Genomic DNA, 23,382 nt, shown 5'->3' on the forward strand with positions numbered 1-23,382 from the left:
CCTCCAGGGAAACGGAGTTCCGGGGTGGGCGCGGAACTTCGGCGCCGGACGGACCAAGTGGCAATCCGCGCTCCCAGCCAGACCCAGCCCCTCTGAGACCCTGCCGGAAATCCTTCAAGGCCCCTCCACGGCCCCTTCAAGACCCCCATCCCCGGGTCCGCGCGAGGTCGGGCGACAACCCCCTGAAGGTACAGTGCGGGACCCCTTTCCCCCAGTCCCCATGGAACGTCTCGAGCCTTCGTTTCCGACGCTGCAGTCCTGCGCCGACGAGCCCATCCACATCCCCGGATCCATCCAGCCGCACGGCCTGCTGCTCGCGCTGCGCGAGGGCCGCATCGCCGCCTGGAGCGACAACGTGCCGGCGCTGCTCGGCTTCCAGCCGGCGCTGGGCCTTCCGTGGCAAGAGCTGGCCCTGCCCGGCACGGTCCACAGCGAGCTCACCCTGCTCGCCGACGAAGCCGCGCTGACGCCCGGCATGCCGGCCTTCTGCGAGGTCGAGCTCGGCGGACGGCCGCATGACGCCGTCGTCCACGTCCACGACCACCACACGCTGATCGAGATCGAGCCCCGCACCCAGCCGCTGGCGCCGCTCAGCTCGCAGGCGCGGGTCTACGACCGCGTGCGCCGCGCCGGATCGATGGAGGCCGTGCTGCAGGTCGCCGTCGACGCGATCCGCGCGTGGACCGGCTTCGACCGGGTGATGGCCTACCGCTTCCGCCATGACGACAGCGGCGAGGTCGAGGCGGAAGCCAAGTCGGACGCCCTCTCCTCCTACCGCGGCCTGCGTTATCCGGCCAGCGACATCCCGGCGCAGGCGCGCCGGCTCTACCTGCTCAACACGCTGCGGCTGATCCCGCACGTCAGCTACCGCGCGGTCGCGCTGGTCGGCCATCCGGACGCGCCGCCGCTGGACCTGACGCACTCGGTGCTGCGCAGCGTCTCGCCCATCCACGTCGAGTACCTGCACAACATGGGCGTGGGCGCGTCGATGAGCGTCTCCATCGTCGTCAACGACAAGCTCTGGGGCCTGATCGCCTGCCACCACATGAGCTCGCTGCAGGTGCCGTATCCGGTGCGCTCGGACTGCGACGTGCTGGCCAACATCCTGTCGTCGGCGATCGCGACGATCGAGGCGCGCGAGTTTGCGCGTCGTCAGGCCGACACGGCCTCGCTGATCGGCGAACTGGCGGGCGATCTCTCGATCGCGGACGACGCCATCACCGCCCTGCTCGGCCAGTCGCCGCGCCTGCGCGAGGTGCTGCGCGCCGACACGCTGGTGCTGGCGCAGCAGAGCAAGGTGGTCTCGGACGGCGACCTGCCGCAGGAACTGGCGGTGGCCATCGCGACGGTGCCCTGGACCGGCGACATGCCGGCCCTGCGGTCCTGCAGCGACGACTGGCCGCAGGAATTGCGACCGCTGCTCGGCCAATGGGTCGGCGCGATGTGCATCCCCTTTGACGCCAGCAACGGCGGCCGCCTGATCGCGCTGCGCAAGGAGCAGCGCGAGACGGTCCGCTGGGCCGGCCAGCCCGACAAGGTCGTGGCGCGCGGCCCCAACGGTCCGCGGCTGACGCCGCGCGGCTCGTTCACCGAGTGGCGCGAGCAGGTCAAGGACTGCGCCGAGCCATGGACGGAGACGGATGTGCGTTTCGGCAAGCAGTTGATGCTGGAGCTGCAGCGCACGGCCGCGGCGCGGCATGCCGAGGTGGAGCAGGCGCGTCGCAATCTGCTGGCCATGCTCGGTCACGACCTGCGCGATCCGCTGCAGGCGATCCAGATGGTGGCGGGCGTGCTCAAGCGCGAGCCCGATCCGGCGCAGACGGGCCGGCTGGGCGCACGGCTGGACGCGTCGAGCGGACGGATGCACCGGCTCATCACGCAGGTGCTGGACTTCAGCCGGGCGGAAGTCGGGATGCAGCTGCACACCGAGCTGCGCTCACTGGACCTGGAGGCGCTGCTGCTGGACCTGGTCGAGGAAGTACGGATGGGACATCCGGGCTTCGAGATCGTCGCCCGTACGGCGGGGCCGGCCATGGTGAACGGCGACTCCGTGCGGCTGGCGCAGGCGATGTCCAACCTCATCGCGAACGCACGCAACTACGGCGCGCCGGGACGGCCGGTGGCGGTGTCGCTCGAACCGACGGGCGATGGCGGCCAGCGGTTCAGCGTGGCCAACGAGGCCGACGAGATCCCGGCGGTGGTGGCGACCGAGCTGTTCGAGCCGTTCAAGCGCGGCCTCGAGCGCGGCGCCCCGAATCGCAGCGGACTGGGGCTCGGCCTCTACATCACGCGACGCATCGTCGAGGAGCACGGCGGGACGCTGGGCTATCGGTATGAGGCGCCGAATGTGGTGTTCGAGTTCACGGTGGCTGGATGATGACACCCTCCACACGCGTATTGAGCTCGATGCCTGCAACACCGATGCCCTCTCCGGCTCGGGCGGCCTGAACTCGGAGACTCAACGCAGGAGGTCTTCGCGCGCGCCAATGAACCAGTCTAGATCCATCGCCAATTGTCCTTGTTCCGGAAGTTGGTAGTGGTCGGTGCGCTGCCAGAAGCGAAATCCTTGTCTCGCCCACGTTGGAGGCAAACGTGGCTTGTGCTGTGCGGACCAATCCGCGATCCACAGCGGGTACCGTGCAAAGCGATCGTCGTCAAGCCAACGCGTGCCGACGTCCAAGTTGGTGTAGATCAAGGGGATTCGCCCCCCATTGCGTTCGAGGAATTGCAGCGCTCGAAGCAACTCGGCCTGCACCTGTTCCTTTGTGGGCGGATCACCCACCGGAAAGCTGTCGGCCTCGAAGTCCAGTACCGGCGCTATGTCGCTCTTGTCAGCCGTACCCCCCAGCATGTGCAGGTACAGCTGCATCTGACGTTCCACATCAATGCCAACACGAAAAAAGTGATAGCTGCCGCGTACCAAACCATGACGTCGCACGGCGCTCCAGTGGCGATCAAAAGTCGGGTCTGGACTCAATCCGTCGCTGGCGCGCACGAAGACGAAACTGATTCCCGACAAAGGTCCAGTCAAATGATCCACCCAGTCGCCGTTCCATTTTGAGACATCCACACCGTGCAGCGGCAGCACGGGAGCCGGTAGTGGGGACGCCACCTCCGGGTCACTCGGGCCCGCTGCGGACACCGCAGACGCGGCAGAGGTCGCGGCAACTGACGCGATCGCCAGCTCGGACGCCCCATTCGCAGGCTGTGTCGCTACAACTTTCGACAGCACAGGCCAGTGCGCCCGCAGGCATGCGGTGTCGAAGGACAGGAGCCCGCCCAGGTGGAGGCCGGCAAGGGTTGCGCTCAAAAGTCCGACAACCCAGATGCCGATATGCAGATGAACTAAAGCATGCGCGACGCTGGACAGAGCACCCGCCCCTTCGCACAGCGCCCTGCCCCCTTCCAGCAGGCCAAGCACCGACCATCGTCGAGTTGATTGACGTGATGCCGCCGCCGGCTTTCCGGGTGGTGGCGTGCGCGGACTTTCCGACGGCACTTCCGGCGGAACAACGACAGGCATCTGCCCAGGTTCATTGATCTGACGCACGCGGGCGAAGAGCTCTTCCAGCGCACGGGACGCATGCAAGGTTCCGCGCGCCCAGTCGAGCGCCAAGGCAAAGGCATCGCCTTCCAGTCGCACACCTTCGTAGATCACCTCACCTTTCGAGTTTCGCACCTGGTGCGGATCGGCGCTGTATTCGCCCTGTGCGTTGAGGACCAGGCGAGAGCGCTCGGGCTGCACGGCATCGAACGATTCACCGACCACCACCAGCGGCGGAGGTCGATCGCCATCGTCGTACGTCACGGCCAGATAGTTCTCCCGCCTTAGCCAAGCCAGCAACAGCAACAGAGTCATCAGCGCCCGCTGCTCTTCCCGGGCCGCCCCGGCCATCGACAGGCGCGCAGGCCGGACATAGCAATAACCAAAACGGCCAGTCGGCTGCAGAATCAGGGCGCGCCCCGCAGCCCGGCTGAAGAATACCCGCGCGAGAAAATCCGCAGACGGGATTGGGCCCGCGCGAGCCACGAGCACAAGTCGCTCTATCCATTCGATTTCCTGCAACTCAAAGCGACGCATTGACGTTCTCCCTCTTCGCATTCGGATGGCGCCTCAGATGCGCGCGCGCCACGAAGGGCCGCACTTCTACGGGACGTATGCTTCAGCCTCCCGTCGGAGCAGGTGCAGGGCTGTCGGCTGCAGGCTGCGCTGGCGTCGTGTCGTCGCCGGCTATCGCCAGGAAACGACCTGGGAAGTACTTCGCCACCCACATCTGCGCGAGCTGCACTCGAGTGATGGGCTTGGTGTAATACATGATCGGTACGCCAATGCCTCCGCTCAGTGCCTTGTTCACGTAGTCCTCGAAAGCCACCATCATGGAATTGGTATCGATGATGTTGTTTTGAGACTTGTCGATGTCCGCCAGCGCGGAAAGCGCCGCGGTAACGGTCGCATTCTTCATCGCGGCGAGCTGTCCACCGGTGCGTGCTGTATTGGCGGCGTTGTCAACAGAATCCTGATCGCTGGCTGTTGCGTTCTGAAGCTTGGCCAGCGCTGCCATGCTGCTCGCGCCATCGCTGTCCACGAATCCCTTCACGCTCATCTGCACCTGGTTCGACTTGATCGAGGGGATGGATCCCATCGCGTAAAGGGTGCAATGGGAGCTGATGTTCTGGGCGCTCAAAAGATTCTTCGCATCATTCGAGATGCTGCTCTCCACGCCAAAACCACCTTTTTCGCTGGCGATCCAGCTTCCAACCTTGAATGCAGTCTGGAGTTTCGCTGCCATCGAATACATGGCCTCGCTGGACTCCGTGGTCGTGGTATCAAGCACATGCACCATTCCGATGAAGCAGGAGCCATAGACGGCGCCGGACAAGAGTGTGAGTCGCTTGGCTTCATCTTTCTCCGCCTGCTTTGCGATGTCGGCCAGAGAAGTCATGTTGGACGTGTCGATGAACTGGTCCGGGTGGGTGACATTCCAGACTCGGATGGCCTTGTCCACATCGAGGTAAAAGGGCGCGAGGACCTGCGCATTCTTGTGGGTACACGTCGCGCTGATGACCAACGTTCCCGCGATCTCGTGGCGTTGGTGCTGGCTGCTCGCTTGACTCTGCGCGGCCGAGCTAGCGGAGCTGGAGATCGAATCACCCAATTCCTTGGTCTCCTCGCTCACAAAGGCGCCCAGTGTCATCGCATGAGTCTGGCTACTCTGGGAGTTCCTGTCATAGGCGAAGTACTGGACGTTCATCTTGATGGAATCGGCGGAGAGCGGCAGCGACTTGATTTCGGTGCGGTTGTAGTCCACCGGACTTTCCGGTCCAGAGCCGACCGCCTTGATCTGACGCTTGAGAGGCAGGATCTCCTGTTCTGCCTGCATCTTGGCCTTGCTGTACTCCACTGCGGCCGTGGAAAGCTGCTTGTTGATCTCGGCGCGCTGCTTCACCAGATCCGCTGTATCAACGCTCATGTCCATAAGCTCCTGAATGGTCATGTCGAAGCTGCGACGTAGCGTCAACAGGTCATTGAGGTGGTCCTCTGCGTCGTCCGCCGGGCTCTGTTTCTGCGCGATCTGAGCCAGCAAGTCGAGCCGGTCCTGTGTCACCAGGTTTCCGAGCGCGAGAGTCGGGTCGTAAGGAATGGTCGACGGCATCGTGTTCTCCTGAACGGTTGAGAGGTTGGCCTGCGCACGACTCGATGGCCGTGCGGTCGTCAGGAAAAACGCTGTCGATCTCCGTATTGCGTTTGCCGTTCGACGGAGTGAATGCTATGCAGTGTCGGATCCAATGGATCTGAAGACTTCTTAAACATTCGTAATCAATCAATCCAATCAATTCATGGCAATGGCTTCAATGATTCGGAGAAAGCCGAGACTTTTCATGACACGCATCACGGCATTCGACCGATTTCAATTCGTTCTCTGGCACTCGATCATTTCCTGGCGGCACCACATCAAACCGCCGCATTCCATCAACTTTCTACCGGAGATCAACATGCCCGAAGCCAAAGTCTTCGAATCCGCGAATGATCAGTGGTCCAAGCAGACCCAAGGAGGCGGCAATACCATCGAGGTCCGCTATGGATGGTGCGCAGCAGCCAGCGCTCTTTGGACATTGAGCACACTTCAAGGCACACCAGCTGCATCATCCAAGCCGGACCAGAATCGATCCGGAATCCTTCAGGTCAAATATCGGTGGGACGGCAGCCACCAGAGCGACATCAATCTTCTTCAGGGATTGGATCTGAATCCCGAGCACGTCCTCCAGGACAAGAGCCGAGACGAGGCGATCAACTACATGGCGACCACCCCTGGCGTCTACTGGTTCGGCTACACGAAGCGACTGCCCAATGGTCAATGGGAAGGCCATGCGATGGCTGCTGACACTCGAACCCCTGGGCAACCGCTGTTCTACGACATTGAGAGCGGTCTCTATCGATACGCCAGCGTCGCAGAGTTCAAGCAGGGAGTGAGCTCGCGCTATGGTGATGCATCCTGGGAAGTGATCAAGGTCCACTTGACACATTGACGCAGCGCTCGACACGAACCTCAGGTTCGCGTCAACTGTTCGTCGGCAGCCTCGCACTACGGTGTCGAGGCTGAAGTCATTTCAGATGCAGATGCCAAGCAACGCGCACGGCAAGGCGCGACATCACATTCCCACGACTACGGCACCACCAACCCCTCTCGGATCGCATAGCGGGTGATATCCGCAATTCCGCGCGCACCCAGCTTGGCCGAGGCGTGCTCCCGGTGGGCCGCCACAGTTTTGTAGCTCAGTCCCAAATGCAGGGCGGCTTCCTTGGTAGAGAGCCCTTCTGCAAGCAATTGCACGATCTCCCGTTCCTTCGAGGTGAGAAGAACGAACACGCCTGTGGCGGCGGCGCGCCCCGGCCGGTCGATGCAGGCAGCAATCGCCGCGTCGGCCAGTAACGGGCTGAGATAAAGCTGGCGGTTCGTCACCGCCGTGATCGCGCGTAGCAACTCCTCCAAGCCGCAGTTTTTTCCAAGGATGCCTCGCACACCGGCCTCCAGCGCTCTGCGCAGCATCCAGGAAGGCTCTTCGGCAGCGAGGCAGATGATCTGACTGTCCGATGACGTCGCCAAGATGCGCTGAGCCGCGTCCACGCCATGAAGTCCCGGCATCTGCATCTCCATCAGTACGACCTGCGGCATCAGACGAGCGGTCATTCGCACGCCCTCCTGACCGTCAGCAGCTTCGGCGAGCAGCTCGATGTCGGAGCGGGACCCAAGCAACGCGGCCAGCCCCTCACGCAACAGCTGATGGCGAGCCATCACGATCAATTTCGTTCTCACGTCTTCTCCCCTTTGCGGCAGCCTGCGCCACGATCGGCAGGAGGTCGTTTCCGTCGGATGACAGTGTTCCGGTTCGAGCCGAGGAACCATTTGTCTCACGTCATGGGCTGATTCATTCAATGCGGGAACTTCGTTTGCTGAATTGCCCTTAATTTTTCGGGTCCGGAATGAATTACGAGCAGCCGCAGATATCTGAATGACATGAGCCGGACTAACCTTCGAACCAGGAGGAGTTTTCCAATGAGAACGGGCAAGGTGTGAACCCCGCAACGATGACCCTCACGGCACGCGAAACCCAGACCCTTCAATTGACCTCCGATGGCCTGTCTTGCCGAGAAATCGGCAGACAGCTTGAAATCAGCGAAGCCACAGTGCGTAAGCATCGGAGCAACATGTTCGCCAAACTGGGCTGCCGGAACGCCGCACAACTCGTGGCACTCGCGCGCATGCGGGGATGGCTGACTTGCACGCGGAGGCTCTCTTTTCGACGCGCTCTCGGCACGGGAACTGGAGGTAATGCGCCTCGTCGTTGACGGCTACACAAGCAAAGAGATAGGTCGGATTCTGGGAATCAGCGACCTCACGGTGCGAAAACACCGTGAACGCCTGTTACGAAAACTAGGGCTGAGCAGTACCGCTCAATTGGTCGCCCTGATGCCCCATCGAGACTCGTTGCAGGCGCCAGGGAGCGAAGTCCGCGCGCGAAGTCAACTTACGGCATCGGGAGTATTGAGTGACGGCGAGACGGACCACAAGATCGGGTCATAACGCTTCCCGGGTCTAGGGCTCGGGGAACATAGAGATCAAGGGAGTGGAAATGAAAAAGTCGAATGTCGGTGCACCGCAAGCAGGTGAAAAAGTCGAAATGCCCGGCGATGTGCTCCGGTTCGACACCTTCGAAATCCATCCGTTCGAGCGTCGGCTGCTAGTTCGCGGTCAGCGCGCCGCGGTCAGCTCGCGAGCATTTGATCTATTGCTTGTCCTGGCCGAACAGAGCGGCGCGATGGTCGGCAAGGAGCAACTCATCAACCGCGTCTGGCCTGATGTGGTCGTCACCGAGAACAACCTGCACGTCCATGTCTCGGCGCTGAGAAAGCTGTTGGGGCCTCAGGTGATCGGCACCTTGCAAGGCCGCGGGTACAGACTGGTGGCACGCCCCCTGGCCGGCCAGCCCAACGACAACATGACAAGCTGCGATCTTGGCGGAGTTGCTCCCCTGCGGCGCGACAGCCAGATGTTTGGCCGTACCGAGGAACTCACGCTACTCACACAGCTGATGGACAGACATCGCCTGGTGAGCATCGTCGGCCCGGGTGGCGTGGGCAAGACCATGCTGGCCGCCGCAGTGGCTCGATCCAGCCTGGACGATCTCGCACAAGATGTTCGATGGGTGGATCTTCATTCGCTGAGTGAATCGACTCAATTGCCTGCTGCCGTCGGTCGGGCGATCGGTGCTCGTGGTCAACCCCCAACGGACCTCTCCGCCATCGTCCAGGCCTTGCGAGGTCTGACTGTCATCCTGGTACTGGACGGCGCCGAGCACCTCCTGAACGCGGTTGCACAGTTCGCGAGCGCGGTCTTGGATGACTCGCCGGGGATCCGCTTGCTGATAAGCAGTCAATCGGCGCTGCGCTTGGACGGCGAACGCGTACTGCGACTTGCGCCGCTGCCCGTGCCGGCGCCGAACTGCAACATCAATGCCGCCACTGGCAATGCGGCCGTCGCCCTCTTTTCCGGAGAGGCCACGGCCTCGGACCAGCGGTTCGCGCTTGACGATGACAACTTCGAGCTCGTGGTGGATGTGTGCCGCCAGCTCGACGGCCTGCCTTTGGCCATCAAGTTGGCAGCGCAACGAGCCCACGTTTTGGGACTTCCCGCGTTGCGTGCGCATCTTCCCGATCAGTTGCACTTGATGCGCAATGCCAGCCGCGATGCGGTTTGGCGACAGCACACGCTGATGCGATCATTCGAATGGAGTATTAAATTGCTCGACGACATGCAGCGCACCGTCTTATGCAGGCTGGCCAATCTCGAAGGCAGCTTTCTCCTGGAGCAAGCCGTCGAGGCCGCAGTCGGCCAGTCTCTTGAACCGTGGAGTGTCATGGAAGCGCTCGTTACGCTGGTGGACCGGTCTCTGATTCAATTGGAGGGACAGCCGCCGAACCGCTATCGATTACTGGCCATCGTGCGCTGCTTGGCGCGACGCTTGGCAATAGAGAAGGACGGCACCTTGATCTCGCCTTCCTACCCTCCGGCAAGCTCTCCCCCCCTCCTCCTGCCTCTGGACCTCGTGGCACAGGTGCTGCCTACATCTTGTCACGCGATTCGGGCGTGACGCTCAACGCGGGCAAAAGCACACAGGATCGTACGAGGTGACCGGATCGTGACATGTCGCGCGAGTTCCCCCTCAGCACTCCGGAATCCGATTCACCAACGGCTCCCCGCGCTCGAACGCGCTGAGGCTTTCCAGCGTCGTGGCCATGATCTGGCCGATTGCCTCGACGGTGAAGAAGGCCTGGTGCCCCGTGACGATCACGTTCGGGAAGGACACCAGCCGCTGGATCACGTCGTCGTGGATCACCGTGGAGGACAGGTCCTGGAAGAACAGGCTGGCCTCCTGCTCGTAGACGTCGATCGCCAGGCCGCCGAGCTGCCCCGTCTTCAGCGCCTGCGTCGCCGCCTCGGTATCGACCAGTCCGCCGCGGCTGGTGTTCACCAGGATCGCGCCGCGCTTGAGCTGCGCCAGCGAGTTCGCGTCGACGATGTGGCGCGTCTGCTCCGTCAGCGGGCAGTGCAGCGAGATCACGTCCGACTGCGCCATCAACTCGGGCAGCGGCACGTAGCGGCCGCCGAGTTCCTCGAACTCCGGCTTCGGGAAAGCGTCGTGGCCCAGCACCGTGCAGCCGAAGCCCGCCATGATCCGCGCGAAGATCGTGCCGATCTTGCCGGTGCCGATCACGCCCACCGTCTTGCCGTGCAGGTCGAAGCCCATGAGGCCGTCGAGTTTGAAGTTGCCGTCGCGCGTACGCACGCTAGCTCGCACGATCTTGCGGTTGACCGCGAGCAGCAGGCCCACGGCGAACTCGGCGACCGAGTAAGGCGAGTAGTCGGTGACCCGCACGACCTCGATGCCCAGCCGGCGCGCGGCCGCCGCGTCGATGTGGTTGAAGCCGGTCGAGCGCGTCGCCACCAGCAGCGTGCCCTGCGCGGCGAGCCGGGTCAGCACCTCGGCGTCCACGGCGTCGTTGACGAAGACGCACACCGCCTTGCATCCGGCGGCCAGCGCCGCCGTGTCGACGGTCAACCGGTCCTGCACGAACACCAGCTCATGGCCGATCTCCCGGTTGGCCTGCTGCAGCAGGGTCTGGTCGTATCGACGCGTACTGAAGACTGCAGTTTTCATGGTTCCTGCTCCTTGTCTCTCACCACATCCCCAACACCCGCCACCACGCGGTCCCCACGATCGCGAAGATCAGCAGCTCCAGCACGCACATCACCGCGCCCACGCGCCACCACTGCCCCATCGTCACGTAGCCGCTGCCGAAGATGATCGGCGAGGTCCCGGTCGCGTAGTGCGTCAAGGTCATCATGATCGCCGAGCCCGCCGTCATCATCAGCATGAACGGCACCAGGTACGCCCCGGGCACCAGCTGCGCGCCGACCGTCAGGAAGGCCAGCATCATCGCGCTGATATGCGCCGTCGTGCTCGCGAACAGGTAGTGCGAGAACACGAACGCCGCCACCAGCACCGCAGCCACCCAGAACCAGCCCATGCCGCTCGCCACGATCGCGTCGCGCATGCCGATGGAGAACCACGAGATCACGCCGAGCTTGTTCAACTGCTCGGCCAGCATGACCAGCGCGCCGAACCAGATCAGCGTGTCCCAGGCGCTCTTCTCGGACAGCACGTCGTCCCAGTCGATGGTGCCGGTGATGATCAGCGCGAACAGCCCGAGAAACGCCACCACCGTCGGATCCAGCGTCCAGCCCGGGCCGAGGACCATCGCGGGCACGTTCGCCCACAGCAGCAGCATCAGGCCGAAGACGCCGAGCATCACGCGCTCCTTGCCCGACAGCGGCCCCATGCGGGCCAGCTCGCCGCGCGCGTACTCGACGGCATTCGGCGTGGCCTTGAGCTCGGGCGGCGCGAGCAGGAACACCACCAGCGGCATCGTCAGCAGCGCCACCAGCCCCGGCAGCAGCATGCACAGCGCCCAGGTGGTCCAGCTGAGGTGCAGCGACTGCCCGGTGGCCTTGGCGACGTAGTCGACCACCAATGGGTTCGGCGCCGTGGCGGTGAGGAACATCGCCGACGTGATCGGATTGGCGTGGTAGTTGACCAGCGCGAGGTAGGTGCCGACCTTGCCCTGCGTGCCCTTGGCCGGATCGGAGTCGAAGGCGCTCGCGATCGACTTCATGATCGGATGGACGATGCCGCCGCCGCGCGCCGTGTTGCTCGGCGTGAACGGGGCGAGCACGAGCTCGCAGATCGCCAGGCCGTACCCGATGCCCACGGTGCGTCTGCCCATCAGCGCGATGAACATCAGCCCGATGCGGTTGCCCAGTCCCGTCTTCTTGAGCCCGCGCGAGATCAGCACGGCCACGACGATCAGCCAGATCAGCGGGTTGGAGAAGCTGCTCAGCGCGTCGGTGATCGCGCCCTTGGAGGTCGGCGACGTCACCTGCGCCAGCGACAGGATCACGATGGCCATCATCGCCATCACGCCGATGGGCATCACCTTCAGGATGATGGCCACGATGGTGGTCAGGAAGATGGCCACCAGATGCCAGGCCTCGGGCTTGAGCCCGTCCGGGACCGGCACCAGCAGCAGGCCGAACAGCACCCCCGTCGTGATGAACGCCGGAATCAGGCGGAACGGCACCGCCTGCTTGAAATAGCGATAGAGCGCGATCAACCGGGCTGTCATGCGCAGCGTCCTCCCTGGTCCTGTCGGTCGATTGAATCACGAAGGAACGCCCACAGGGTCGATCAACACTGGTGTTGCGTCAAGCTTCGTGCACGAGGCAAGGACTGGCCCCTACACTCGGACGCTCTTCCTCAGGGGGTGGCCATCCATGGATGTCGTCGACCGGTTCGGACTCTTCCTGGCGTCGCAGCCGCTGCTGGCGCTGTTCCTCACGATCGCGGTGGGCTACTGGCTGGGTGCCCGCAGCATCAAGGGTTTCGCGCTGGGATCGGGCGCGGTGCTGTTCGTCGGTCTGGCGATCGGCGCCGCCGCGCCGCAGCTGAAGCTGCCCGCGCTCATCGGCAATCTGGGGCTGATGCTGTTCCTCTACGGCGTCGGCATCGCCTACGGCGCGCAGTTCCTGCGCGGCCTGACCAGCGCGCGCGGCGCCAAGGCGAATGCGGCGGCGCTGCTGGGCGTGCTGGCCGCGCTGGGATTGATGATCGCGGCCGCGCGCCTCTGGCCCGGCGTGGAGCTGCCCAAGGCGCTGGGCGCGTTCTCGGGCGCGGGCACCAGCACGGCCGCGCTGCAGGCGGCGCTCGCGGTGTTCGGGCCGTCGCCGGCGACCGGTTATTCAGTGGCGTATCCGGTCGGCGTGGCGATTCCCATCCTGCTGCTCGGGCTCTACAACGCGTGGCGCAAGCCCCGGCTGGAGCACCCTGCCCCGCCTTCGCTGCACGTGGAGGAAGTCGGCGTCGACGATGTCGCGGTGCTCGGCCGGACGGTGGGCGCCGTCGCGCAGACGTTGCCGGAGGGGGTGGCGATCTCCGCGATCCGTCGCGGCCACCACAACATGGGGGCGACGCCTGAGGTCGAGCTGCAACGCGGCGACGTGCTGCTGCTGAGCGGTACCGATCCGGCCACGCTGAAGAACGCCGCGCTGCGCTTCGGCCACGCCGATCCCGGGCGCATCCTGCGCGACCGCAGCGAATTCGACTACGAACGCTTCTTCGTCTCCAGCCCGCAACTGGCCGGCAAGCGGCTGTCGGAGCTGCAGCTGCCGCCCGAGTGCCGGGCGCGCATCCTGCACCTGCGGCGCAGCGACGTGGACCTCGCGCCGCACGCGGACCGGGTGCTCGAGTTCGGCGACCGCGTCGGCGTGCTGGCGCCGCGCGAGAGCTTCCCGATGCTGAGCCGCTACTTCGGCGACTCGGTGCGCGCCACCGGCGAGGTGAGCTACATCGGCCTGGGCGTCGGCGTCACGCTGGGCCTCGCGGTGGGCGCGATCAGCCTGCCGCTGCCGCTGCTCGGCCATCTCTCCTTGGGATTCGCGGGGCTGCTGCTCGTGGCGCTGCTGCTCGGGTGGCGCCGCCGCACCGGACCGCTGACCTGGGTGATGCCGATCTCGGCCAACCTGGTGCTGCGCAACTTCGGGCTGACGGTCTTCCTCGCGGTGGTGGGGATTTCGTCCGGCTCCACCTTCGCGGCGACGATCGCGGAGAGCGGCTGGCTCTACCTCGCGCTCGGCAGCGCGATCGTCTCGGTGCTGGTGGTGGTCACGCTGCTCGTGGCGACGGTGATCTTCAGACTGCCCTTCGACACGACCGCGGGCATCGTGGCCGGCGCCACCGGCAATCCGGCGATCCTCGCGTTCTCCAACCGCATCGCGCCGACCGACCAGCCCGACATCAGCTACGCGATGATCTTCCCGTCGATGACGATCGTGAAGATCGTGCTGGTGCAGGTCGTGGCGATGTGGGCCCCATAACTCCTGAGAGGTAACACCTCCCTCAACGCTTACCGTTGATTGCAGCTCTTGCCTCTCCCCTGTTGGAAGCGCTTTCATCCTGCGGAAAGAATGGCCTCGATCCCCATTCCAACCTCCGCGAGAGACGAGCATGCATCCTTCTCCCAGCCCGAGCTTCGGCAAGCTCCAGGCCGCGCCGACCGCGATCGCGCTGGCCGTCAGCGTGCTGCTGAGCGCCTGCGGCGGCGCCGACTCCTCCGAGTCGGCGAACGCGTCGGCTGCGGCGACGGACGCCGATCGCGTACGCGCGCAAGCCCTGACCCCCGATCCGGCACCGGTGGTGGCCGCGGGACGCTACGTGCTGATGAACGCGCTGACCGGCAAGTGCGTCGAGGCGGTGCCCGCCGCGGCCGACGGCGGACGCGTCCAGCAGACGACCTGCGGTGACGGCCTGAACCAGGCCTTCGACCTCAGCGTCCAGAGCGACGGCTTCTACAAGCTGACCAGCGCCGCCACGTCGAAGGTGCTCGAGTTGGCCGGGGCCTCGCGCGCCGACGGCGCGGCGATCCAGCAGTCGACCAGCAACGACACCGAGGCGCAGCGCTTCCGCCTGTGGCGCGCCAATGGCAACCGGGTCCGGATCGTCAATGCGTCCAGCGGCAAGTGCCTGACGCTGCCCGGTCGGTCCGGCGCCAACGGGGTACAGATCCAGCAGGCCAGTTGCCTCACCGCGGAGGCCGTGCATCAGTTCTTCCTCTATCCGCGCGACTCGGTGCCGCGCGGCCTGCTGCCGGTGGGGCAGTACAACCTGCGCGGCGTTCAATCGAACCTGTGCGTGGATATCGAAGGCGCAGGCACGGCCGATGGCGTGAAGACGCTTCAAGCGACCTGCGGCAACGCGGCGAGCCAGCGCTTCGAAGTCCGCGCCGCGGCCGACGGCAGCTACGCCTTCCTCAACGTCAACAGCGGCAAGGCGCTCGACGTCAGCGAGATCTCGACCGCCAACGGTGCGCTGATCCATCAATGGAGCTACGTCGCCGGCGCCAACCAGCGCTTCGCCGTCACCGCCAAGGGCGATGCCTTCAACATCGCCGCCAAGCACAGCGGCCGATGCGTGGACGTGAAGGACTTCAGCGTCGCCGTCGGCGGCGTCATCCAGCAATGGGATTGCGGCAACGGCGACAACCAGCGCTGGCGCCTGCAGGCGACCGATGCGCAAGGCCCGGCACCGACGCCCGCCCCGCCTGCGCCTGCGCCGTCACCCACGCCGCCGCCGGCCCCGGCGCCCTCGCCGACACCGCCCCCTCCTCCTCCTCCGCCGCCCCCGCCGCCGGCGCCTCCCCCCGGACCCGCGCCGGCACCGGGCCCAGCGCCGGCCCCTGGTCCCGCACCGGCGCCAGCACCCGTCCCTGGCCGCGGCGCCAACGTGCCCTGGGTCGAGTACCAGGCCGAAGACGGCCAGACCAATGCCCAGGTCCTCGGCCCGAGCCGCCAGAAGTGGGACGCGAACCACATCGAGGCCGAGGCCATCGGCCGCAAGGCGGTGCGCCTGAACCGGACCGGCGACTACGTGTCCTTCAAGACCACCGCGGCCGGCAACGGCGTGGTGGTGCGCTACTCGATCCCCGACGCCCCGAACGGCGGCGGCATCGACGCCACGCTGGGCCTCTACGTGAACGGCGTGCGCGTGAAGTCGCTGCCGCTGACCTCGCGCTACAGCTGGTCCTACCAGGGCGGTCTGATCGGCGATCCGATCGTCGACAAGCCGGCCGGCCAGCCGCACACCTTCTTCGATGAAACGCGCGTCCTGTTGCCCGACAACATCCCCGCCGGCGCGACCGTCATGCTGCGTCGCGACGCGCAGGACACCGCCGGCTTCTACGTGATCGACCTGGTCGACATCGAGCCCGTGCCGCAGGCGCTGACCATGCCGGCGGGCTTCACGTCGGTGACGGCCTTCGGCATCCAGCCCAACGACGGCAAGGACCACGCGGACGACGTGCTGCGCGCCATGCGCTCAACCAGCAAGCTGTGGTTCCCACCCGGCGACTACCTGCTGCAGAAGATCAACGGCGGCAACGTCGGGCTGGACAACCCCGGCATCGAGGTGCGCGGCGCCGGCATGTGGCACACCAACCTGCGCGGTCCGAAGTCGATGTTCTTCTGCTACGGCGCGAGCGCCCGGTGCGTGTTCGGGGACTTCTCCATCCTCGGCGAATCCAAGGCACGCGCCGAGGAATCCGAGGGCGTGCAGAAGGCCTTCGCCGGCCCGATGGGCGCCAACAGCCTGATCGAGAACGTCTGGATCGAGCACGTGGTCGGCGCGATCTGGGTCGGCAACGATCCACCGTACCAGGCCCAGCCGACGCAGAACCTGACGATCCGCAACTGCCGCATCCGCAACACCTACGCGGACGGGATCAACCTGGACAACGGCACGTCCAACTCGCTGGTGGAGAACTGCCACGTGCGCAACACCGGCGACGACGCGCTGGTGGTGTGGTCCATCAAGTGGACCGATTGGGTGAAGGACAAGACCTGGCAGCTGGGCGACGGCTTCATCCCGCCCGCGGGGAAGAATGCGCCGGACCAGGGGCAGGCGGTCAACAACGTGTTCCGCAACAACACGGTGCAGATGCCGTGGCGCGCCAACTGCTTCGCGGCCTACGGCGGCGCGGGCAACGTGTTCAAGGACAGCGTCTGCGAGGACGTGCTGACCTACCCGGGTATCCTGATCGACAACGAGTTCAGCCCCTATCCGTTCGGGCCGGGGACGACGACCTTCAGCAACATCTCGCTGATCCGCGCGGGCGGGCCGATGTTCAACGAGAACACGGGCAACCCGTGGCAGCACGGCGCGCTCAAGTTCTACCTGCGCGAGGGCGACGTGAACGACATCCTGGTGGAGAACGTCGACATCATCGACCCGACCTACTCCGGCATCGAGTTCCGCGGCTTCGGTTCGGCCTTCGTGTCGCCGGGCGAGAAGTTCCACCCGGACCTGCTGCGCGACGCGGACAACGCGAAGTTCCGCAACGTGAGGCTGAAGAACATCCGGATCACGAATCCCGGCCGGTACGGCATCGAGGTGCTCGACAACGGCGGTCGCGGCGCGGTCAACTTCGACGGCGTGGTGGTGACCAATCCGGCGCTCGGTGGGCTGAAGAAGGACAACGCGCCGGAGAGCTTCTTCATTCGCGGGACCGGCAACGCCGGTTGGTGAACGCGGTGCAGTTGATGCTGCGCTGGTTCAGGTGGCGTCCGCGTCGGGGTCGGGGTCTGAGTCCGACTCCGATTCCGCCGTCAACCGCTGCCGCATCACGCCATTCACTTCCGCGCCGTAGATCAGCGTCGTCGCGCTGATGTAGAGGAACACCAGCGTGGCGACCACGCCGGCGAAGCTGCCGTAGAGCAGCGCCAGCTTGCCCGCGCTGCGCAGCGTGTACGAGAGCGTCGCCGCCGATCCCACCCAGAGCGCCGCGCCGACGACGGCGCCGGGAAGCACGGTGCGGATGCGTTGGCGGATGTCGGGCAGCCAGCCGTAGAGCAGCGCGTACAGCACGACCAGCACCGGGAAGGCGACGCCATAGCGCACGCTGTTGCGCAGCCACAGCGTCTCGCGGCCCTTGCCGACGCTCTTCTCCAGAGCTTCCCAGACATAGGGCATGACGATGACGGAGCTGAAGATCGCGAGGATGGCGCCGCCGACGATGAGGGTGAACAGGATGACCTTGAGGCGCGCCCGCCAGAACGGTGCGCCGCGCTCGATCGCGTAGGCGCGGTTCAGCGCGGTGCGCACCGCCTGCATGCCGGAGGACGCCGTCCACAGCGTCACGAAGAGCCCGATGGCCAGCAGCGCCTGGCTGCGCTGGGCCAGCACCTGGTTGACCACAGGCTGCAAGGCGCTGCGCACGAGCGGCGGCGCGTACTCCACGACGCGCCCCGCCAGCGCGGCCGCATCCCCGGGCGAGCCGATGTAGGCCGCACCCGCCGAGAGCAGCAGCAGCAACGGGAACATCGACAGCACCATCGAGAACGCCATGCTGCCCGCCTGGTTGGCGCTCTGGTGCAGCACGTAATTGCGGATGGCCAGGAGCAGGACGCCGAGGACGGGTGTGCGCACGGCAACCCGTCGAACCCAACGCGCCAATCCAGCAAGCCGCGAAACATTCATGTAAAATTCCCTGAACTATTCATGGAGTATTCATCGTGGCCGTTTCAGGCTCTTCCGAGAACGATCTCTCAGCTGCGCTGGAGCGCGCCTTAAGAGAGGGGCCGCGCTCCGGACCGGAGCTTCTCGCAGTGCTCGGAGTCAGCCAGCCAACATTGTCTCGAACTATTCATGGAAGCTCTCTTCCCATCACGAGTTTCCGGATTCGAGGCGTCCGCACGCCGAAGTACGCCCTTCTTCGCCAACTCCCCCAGGGACTCGATCCGCGGCAGCATGTCAACCGGCTGCTGGCCTCTGGCTCCGTCGTGCCTTTTGCGGAGCTGGAGTTCCTCAGCGGCGGCGCGACCTTGGAGCGATCGGCCGATGACAACGGCCGCGTCACGTTCTACGAGGGCCTGCCGCCGTACATCAATTTCGCCTCCCCCTCCGGCTTCCTTGGCAAGCAACTTGCCCAGGAGCTTGCCCGGACGCAGGGCTTTCCGCAGAGCCTGAACGATTGGGGCGACGAGCATCGCATCGCCTACCTGTTCTCGCGAGGCCTCAACCTCCCCGGTAACCTCGTCTTCGGGAACACCTCCCTGCAGATGGAGCTCGAACTCCGCAAGGCCCGGCCCACACCGGTGACCGAGAAGCCGCTTGCCTATCTGGAGATGGCGACAGCCCTGAAGGGCTCGGCCTATGGATCCAGTGCCGGCGGCGAACAGCCCAAGTTCCTCTGGCTCACCGAGGACCTCGGTCATGTGATCGTCAAGTTCGCCAAGCTGGGCAGCCGCATGGCGGAGCTGCTGCCGCTGGAGCACCTGGCCCTCCGATCGCTGGACGAGGTCGGCGTACCGGCCGCTCGTACGCAACTGCTGACGGCCGGCGACTACGTGTTCCTCGAGATCCAACGCTTCGATCGCGTGGGGCTCAACGGCCGCGTGGGGATGCTCTCCGCGGGCGCCGTCGATGACGAGTTCTTCGGCAAGCGCGACAGCTGGTCGGAGTTCGCCGCGCGCTGCGTGGCGTCGAAGTACCTCTCGGCCGAAGACGCCCGCCACGTCCACACGATGGCCGCCTTCAGCGAGCTGATCGGCAACGGCGACCGCCACTTCGAGAACCTCTCGCTGCTCATCGACGAACGCGGCGAGTACCAGGGCATCGCCCCTGCCTACGACATCCTGCCCATGCGATACGCTTCCATCGGCGGCGGCGTGGATCCGGACCTGCGCACTATCGAGCCGAAGGTCGGTCCGATCGGCGCCCGTCCCGAGGTCTGGGAGCGCGCCACCCGCGCGGCGCAGCGCTTCTGGACCGCGGCCCAGACCGAGGTCCTGGCCGCGCCACTGTCGGACGAGATGAAGGCGCTCGCCGCCGAGAACCTGACCGCAGTCTGGGAGTTCGTCGCCCCTCTGGTTCCCGCTCAATCGGCCGCCGCCATCGGCGCCCGATGAGCACACGCTCAAGGCATTCATGAAAGCACCCCCGCGACTCCAATCCCTGATCGAGGAAGGCCTGATCGACACCGTCGTGCGTCAGCTGATGAGCGGCAAGGAAGCGCTGGTCTACGTCGTGCGCTGCGGCGACGAGACGCGCTGCGCCAAGGTCTACAAGGAAGCCACGCAGCGCAGCTTCCGCCAGGCCGTGGACTACACCGAGAACCGCAAGACCAAGAACAGCCGCCAGGCGCGCGCCATGGCCAAGGGCACGAAGTTCGGCCGCCAGGCCCAGGAAGCCGCCTGGCAGAACGCCGAGGTCGACGCGCTGTATCGCCTGGCCGGCGCCGGCGTGCGCGTGCCCCAGCCCTACAACTTCATGGACGGCGTGCTGCTGATGGAACTCGTCGTGGACGAGAACGGCGATGCGGCGCCGCGCCTCAACGACTCGATGTTCACGGCCGAGGAAGCCCGCACCCATCACCGGAGCCTGTTGACGGAAGTCGTGCGCATGCTGGGCGCGGGCGTGGTCCACGGCGACCTGTCCGAGTTCAACATCCTGCTGGCCAGCGACGGCCCGGTGATCATCGACCTGCCGCAGGCCGTGGACGCCGCCGGCAACAACCACGCCAAGCGCATGCTGCTGCGCGACGTCAACAACCTGCGCGACTTCTTCGGCGGCTTCGCGCCGGACCTGCTGAGCACCGACTACGGGCACGAGATCTGGGCGCTCTACGAGAGCGGCGCCCTCACTCCCGACACGCCCTTGACCGGACGCTTCAAGCACGCGACCGGACCGGTCGACCTCGGCGAAGTGATCCGCGAGATCGACGACGCAGCCGACGAGGAAGCCGCGCGGCGCCTGCGGATGCTCAGTTCCTGACGGCCCGTAGCGCGGCCGTGATCGCGTCCCGGATCGGGAACAGGTGGTCGTTGCCGTTGAACTCCGCATCCGGGCTGTTGCCGGTGTGCACGATCACGACCTTCGCGACGGGGTCCACGAAGAGGTTCTGCCCGTTGGTGCCCCAGGCGAAGGAGCGCCCGCCCGCCGCCTGCGGGATCCAGACGTGCAGGCCGTAGAACGGCACGTTCGCGGGCTGGGGCTTGTCCTTGCGCAACGCGCTCATCTGCTCGATCCACGCCCGGGGCACGACCTGGCGCTTGCCCACGCGGCCGAGGTTCATCATCAGCTGCCCCAGCCGGGCGTAGTCCCGCAAGGTCGCGACGAACTGCCCCTGCACGCCCTCCTGCCCCGCCCGGTTCTTGATCCAGTAGGCGGGTGACTCGGCGCCCATCGGCCCCCACAGGCGCGAGGACAGGTAGTCGGTATTGCTCACGCCGGTGCGCGCGCTCAGCATCAGGCCGAGCACGGCCGACACCGCGCCGTTGTAGTTGAAGACCTTGCCGGCCGGATCCTTGTCCTTCTTGCCCGCCAGATAGGCGCGCATGTCGGTGAAGGGCTCGATCATCGGATTCGTGGTCTGGTTGTCCGAAGCCTCGCCGGGCCGGAACGAGTTCTTCAGCGCCACGCCCGAGCTCATGCGCAGCAGGTCCTCGACGCTGTCGTCGGCGAAGGCGCTGCCGCGGAAGTCCGGCAGCACCGCCGAGACCCGCTCGTCCAGCGACAACTTGCCCTCGTCGATCGCGATGCCGATCAGCAGCGCGAGGACGGTCTTGGACATCGACGCGGACAGCAGCGCCGTCGACGGCTTCGCCTGCTGCAGGTAGCGTTCGAACACGACCTGACCCTCGTGCATCACGAGAAAACCGGTGGTGCAGAACTTTCCGAAGTAGTCCTCGAGCGCGACGGCCGTCGCCGAGCCACGCGGCTTGTAGAGCACCGCGCCCAAGGGCGTCCCTGCGGGCAAGACCTGAGGGATGGCGGCGGCGGGCGCCTCGTTGTGGAGAAAGCGCTTCTGGGGATCGAGGTAGACGCCCTGGCAGCCGGAGGGCGCCTGGGCGTGGGCGACACCACCCGGAACCACGATCAGCGCGGCAATCAGCGCAACGAACGGTACCGCGATCACGTGAAGCTGCGCGGGGCCCCGCTGCGGCCGGTAGGGTTGAACCTGCATCATTTGTCGCGATCGTAGCTGCCGGTGCCGATGTACACCGACCGGTTGTCGCCATCGACGGGGAAGCTGAGCAGGCGCTCCTTGTGGCCGTCGTCGTACTCCAGCGAGATCGCGAAGCCGTCCAGCTGATATCTGCCGCGGCGGCTGGCGCCGTCGTCCTTGGCGCGCGTGCCGCTGCTGACCCCGACCGTCCCCAGCCCCGTGCCGACGGTGCTGCTGCCGGTGCTGCTGCTGCCCTTGCCGTCGCCGTGCGACGATCCCGCGACCACCGTGCCCGTGATGGCCTGCAGGCTGCCAGTGCTGGAGAGCGCACTGAAGCTGCGCTCGAAGCGGCCGTCCTTCGTGAAGCGGATGCCGTGCGTGGCCGACGTGCCGCCGGTGATCATGCTGCCGGTGAAGCTGCGCCGGCTGAAGCTGCCCTCCAGCCGTGACTCCTTCGGCCAGGGCCGCACCGCCTCGTGCCCCTCGGGCTTCCAGTCGCCGGCCGGTCGACCGTCGTCGTCCTGCGCCTGCATCGCGTAGCCCTTGCCGGCGCTCCGCCAGCGCCCCCATTGCTGCGGTTCGAGCTGGCGCGACGCGGCGACGTCGAGCTGGTCCGGCGGCATCGCGGTGCGGCGGTAGACGCTGCCGTCCCGCAGCAGGAAGCGGACGTCCTCCTCCCAGCGGGTGCCGTTGATGTTGTTGGCCTCGCCGTGGATCACGACGGCGGCGAGGTCCTTCTCGCTCAAGCCTTTGCCGGGCGCGGTCGACACGCGCTGCAACGCCACTTCCCGGCGCGCCAGCGGCGTCTGCGCCAGCGGCGACGGCGTCAGCCCCGACGGATCGTTGACCAGCGCGGCGTCGGCGAGGTCCATCGACAGGCGGCTCAGCGAGGTGACGACCCCGCGCAGCACCACCTCCTTGCCCAGCCAGGATTCGGCGTTGAACTTCAGGTGGATGAACTGCTCCCCGACCCGGTCGCCCTGCTCCTGCATGAGATAGAAGTTCTCGGGGCGGCGCAGGTCGCGCGCCACGCGCCCCTTGACGTAGACCAGACCGAGCTTGCGCCGGGCGGCCTCCTCGGAGATCACCAGCCAGTTGCCGCGCTGCTCGGTCAGGGCGATCACCTGGCTGGGCAGCAAGACCTGGCCCCGGGCGGGCTCGACGGCCACGGGCAGCGGGGTGATCGGCATCACGAGGTTGGCCTGCACGATCGCGCGCGCTACGGCGCCCGCCTGCGGATAGCGCGCGGCGACGTCCTTGCCGCCGCCCTGCCATTCGCGCGCGAGCGTGGCGCAGGCCTGCGGGTCGCTCAGCACGCGCTGGCGCATGGGCTCGACCAGCTTGTCCCAGGGCGCATCGCCGCTGCGCCGCTGCATCATGCGGGTGAGCACCACGCGCATCGGGGCGATCTGGTAGCGCCCCCGCCAGGCGATCCAGGCGTCCCGCATCGACGGGGCGGCGGTGTCGCCGGTGTCCTGGCACGCGTTGATCGCGGCTTCGGACATCACGTCGAAGCTCACGGCCTCGACGAGCTGGCTCATGGCGGCGGAATCGGTGACCAGGCTCTTCGCGTCAGGCGCGGCGTGGGCAGGACTGGCGATCAGCGCAACGGCACAGGCGGCGGAACAGGCAGCTGAACACGCAGCGCTTGCGGCACGGCCGACACCCGCGGTGTACGCGGTGTACGCGGTACGGGTCGCCCGCGCGGATCGGATGGAGAGGAAACACATGCGATCGGACCCGGAAATTCGGAGGACCGCATCCTGCCC

16 protein-coding genes and 1 pseudogene are annotated in these 23,382 nt (G+C 66.0%); 9 read left to right on the forward strand and 8 right to left on the reverse strand.

What is annotated here, in order from left to right:
* The first annotated feature begins 220 nt into the window (after positions 1-220).
* Positions 221-2,377 carry an ATP-binding protein gene (locus ABE85_RS09170; protein WP_067272973.1) on the forward strand — a complete coding sequence of 719 codons (2,157 nt, stop codon included), beginning with the start codon at positions 221-223 and terminating at the stop codon, positions 2,375-2,377.
* A gap of 81 nt (positions 2,378-2,458) precedes the next feature.
* Here ABE85_RS09170 and ABE85_RS26880 read toward each other — a convergent pair whose 3' ends face one another.
* Both ABE85_RS26880 and ABE85_RS09185 read right to left on the reverse strand, forming a co-directional pair.
* Positions 2,459-4,081, reverse strand: a complete 1,623-nt coding sequence (locus ABE85_RS26880; protein ID WP_197507276.1) for a glycoside hydrolase family 25 protein — start codon at positions 4,079-4,081, stop codon at positions 2,459-2,461.
* Positions 4,082-4,163: 82 nt separating this feature from the next.
* Positions 4,164-5,654: a hypothetical protein gene (locus tag ABE85_RS09185; RefSeq protein ID WP_067272984.1), complete on the reverse strand. Its 1,491-nt coding sequence runs from the start codon at positions 5,652-5,654 to the stop codon at positions 4,164-4,166.
* Between the two features lie 226 nt (positions 5,655-5,880).
* Between ABE85_RS09185 and ABE85_RS27465 the strand changes: the two genes are divergently transcribed.
* Positions 5,881-6,528, forward strand: a complete 648-nt coding sequence (locus tag ABE85_RS27465; protein WP_157522143.1) for a hypothetical protein — start codon at positions 5,881-5,883, stop codon at positions 6,526-6,528.
* 137 nt (positions 6,529-6,665) lie between these two features.
* On the opposite strand, the gene ABE85_RS09195 is transcribed toward ABE85_RS27465, so the two are convergent.
* Positions 6,666-7,316, reverse strand: a complete 651-nt coding sequence (locus ABE85_RS09195; RefSeq protein WP_197507279.1) for a response regulator transcription factor — start codon at positions 7,314-7,316, stop codon at positions 6,666-6,668.
* Positions 7,317-7,588: 272 nt separating this feature from the next.
* On the opposite strand from ABE85_RS09195, the gene ABE85_RS28860 reads away from it, so the two are divergent.
* From ABE85_RS28860 to ABE85_RS09200, 3 genes and pseudogenes are all read left to right on the forward strand, one after another.
* Positions 7,589-7,849 carry a LuxR C-terminal-related transcriptional regulator gene (locus ABE85_RS28860; protein WP_082938472.1) on the forward strand — a complete coding sequence of 87 codons (261 nt, stop codon included), beginning with the start codon at positions 7,589-7,591 and terminating at the stop codon, positions 7,847-7,849.
* Positions 7,809-8,084, forward strand: a pseudogene (locus tag ABE85_RS26890) (response regulator transcription factor); the annotation flags it as partial. The gene ABE85_RS28860 and the pseudogene ABE85_RS26890, both read left to right, overlap by 41 nt.
* Before the next feature lie 49 nt (positions 8,085-8,133).
* Positions 8,134-9,651: a winged helix-turn-helix domain-containing protein gene (locus ABE85_RS09200; RefSeq protein ID WP_082938474.1), complete on the forward strand. Its 1,518-nt coding sequence runs from the start codon at positions 8,134-8,136 to the stop codon at positions 9,649-9,651.
* Between the two features lie 72 nt (positions 9,652-9,723).
* Here ABE85_RS09200 and ABE85_RS09205 read toward each other — a convergent pair whose 3' ends face one another.
* On the reverse strand, positions 9,724-10,719 hold the full coding sequence (locus ABE85_RS09205) for a 2-hydroxyacid dehydrogenase (protein ID WP_067272995.1): 996 nt from the start codon (positions 10,717-10,719) through the stop codon (positions 9,724-9,726).
* Positions 10,720-10,738: 19 nt separating this feature from the next.
* Entirely contained in the window at positions 10,739-12,244 is a 1,506-nt protein-coding gene (locus ABE85_RS09210; RefSeq protein WP_067272999.1) for a DASS family sodium-coupled anion symporter, read from the reverse strand.
* Between the two features lie 148 nt (positions 12,245-12,392).
* Here ABE85_RS09210 and ABE85_RS09215 point away from each other — a divergent pair, with 148 nt between their 5' ends.
* Positions 12,393-13,991, forward strand: coding sequence for an aspartate:alanine exchanger family transporter (locus ABE85_RS09215; RefSeq protein WP_067273002.1), 1,599 nt, complete (start codon positions 12,393-12,395; stop codon positions 13,989-13,991).
* A gap of 130 nt (positions 13,992-14,121) precedes the next feature.
* Positions 14,122-17,193, forward strand: a complete 3,072-nt coding sequence (locus ABE85_RS09220; RefSeq protein WP_067273005.1) for an RICIN domain-containing protein — start codon at positions 14,122-14,124, stop codon at positions 17,191-17,193.
* A 27-nt stretch (positions 17,194-17,220) separates the two neighbouring features.
* On the opposite strand, the gene ABE85_RS09225 is transcribed toward ABE85_RS09220, so the two are convergent.
* Positions 17,221-18,093, reverse strand: a complete 873-nt coding sequence (locus ABE85_RS09225; protein WP_067273008.1) for a YihY/virulence factor BrkB family protein — start codon at positions 18,091-18,093, stop codon at positions 17,221-17,223.
* An 86-nt stretch (positions 18,094-18,179) separates the two neighbouring features.
* Between ABE85_RS09225 and ABE85_RS09230 the strand changes: the two genes are divergently transcribed.
* Together ABE85_RS09230 and ABE85_RS09235 are read left to right on the forward strand one after the other, a co-directional pair.
* Entirely contained in the window at positions 18,180-19,574 is a 1,395-nt protein-coding gene (locus ABE85_RS09230) for a HipA domain-containing protein (RefSeq protein WP_157522146.1), read from the forward strand.
* 19 nt (positions 19,575-19,593) lie between these two features.
* Positions 19,594-20,439 (forward strand): PA4780 family RIO1-like protein kinase, encoded by an 846-nt coding sequence (locus tag ABE85_RS09235; protein ID WP_067273014.1) that lies wholly within the window; start codon positions 19,594-19,596, stop codon positions 20,437-20,439.
* On the opposite strand, the gene ABE85_RS27925 is transcribed toward ABE85_RS09235, so the two are convergent.
* Both ABE85_RS27925 and ABE85_RS27930 read right to left on the reverse strand, forming a co-directional pair.
* Positions 20,429-21,634 carry a serine hydrolase gene (locus tag ABE85_RS27925; protein WP_067273016.1) on the reverse strand — a complete coding sequence of 402 codons (1,206 nt, stop codon included), beginning with the start codon at positions 21,632-21,634 and terminating at the stop codon, positions 20,429-20,431. The genes ABE85_RS09235 and ABE85_RS27925 overlap by 11 nt on opposite strands.
* Positions 21,631-23,154: a hypothetical protein gene (locus ABE85_RS27930; protein WP_067273018.1), complete on the reverse strand. Its 1,524-nt coding sequence runs from the start codon at positions 23,152-23,154 to the stop codon at positions 21,631-21,633. Before ABE85_RS27930 ends, ABE85_RS27925 begins: the two co-directional genes overlap by 4 nt.
* Positions 23,155-23,382: the final 228 nt, after the last annotated feature.

It is taken from the genome of Mitsuaria sp. 7, from assembly GCF_001653795.1.
Lineage (GTDB): Bacteria > Pseudomonadota > Gammaproteobacteria > Burkholderiales > Burkholderiaceae_C > Roseateles.

Bases quoted from the DNA above. Each gene is read 5' to 3' on its own strand.
- ABE85_RS27465 (WP_157522143.1), top strand. From the start codon at position 5,881: ATGACACGCATCACGGCATTCGACCGATTTCAATTCGTTCTCTGGCAC.
- ABE85_RS27925 (WP_067273016.1), bottom strand. From the start codon at position 21,634: ATGATGCAGGTTCAACCCTACCGGCCGCAGCGGGGCCCCGCGCAGCTT.
- ABE85_RS28860 (WP_082938472.1), top strand. From the start codon at position 7,589: ATGACCCTCACGGCACGCGAAACCCAGACCCTTCAATTGACCTCCGAT.
- ABE85_RS09215 (WP_067273002.1), top strand. From the start codon at position 12,393: ATGGATGTCGTCGACCGGTTCGGACTCTTCCTGGCGTCGCAGCCGCTG.
- ABE85_RS09200 (WP_082938474.1), top strand. From the start codon at position 8,134: ATGAAAAAGTCGAATGTCGGTGCACCGCAAGCAGGTGAAAAAGTCGAA.
- ABE85_RS09205 (WP_067272995.1), bottom strand. From the start codon at position 10,719: ATGAAAACTGCAGTCTTCAGTACGCGTCGATACGACCAGACCCTGCTG.
- ABE85_RS09220 (WP_067273005.1), top strand. From the start codon at position 14,122: ATGCATCCTTCTCCCAGCCCGAGCTTCGGCAAGCTCCAGGCCGCGCCG.
- ABE85_RS27930 (WP_067273018.1), bottom strand. From the start codon at position 23,154: ATGAGCCAGCTCGTCGAGGCCGTGAGCTTCGACGTGATGTCCGAAGCC.
- ABE85_RS09185 (WP_067272984.1), bottom strand. From the start codon at position 5,654: ATGCCGTCGACCATTCCTTACGACCCGACTCTCGCGCTCGGAAACCTG.
- ABE85_RS09170 (WP_067272973.1), top strand. From the start codon at position 221: ATGGAACGTCTCGAGCCTTCGTTTCCGACGCTGCAGTCCTGCGCCGAC.
- ABE85_RS09235 (WP_067273014.1), top strand. From the start codon at position 19,594: ATGAAAGCACCCCCGCGACTCCAATCCCTGATCGAGGAAGGCCTGATC.
- ABE85_RS09210 (WP_067272999.1), bottom strand. From the start codon at position 12,244: ATGACAGCCCGGTTGATCGCGCTCTATCGCTATTTCAAGCAGGCGGTG.
- ABE85_RS26880 (WP_197507276.1), bottom strand. From the start codon at position 4,081: ATGCGTCGCTTTGAGTTGCAGGAAATCGAATGGATAGAGCGACTTGTG.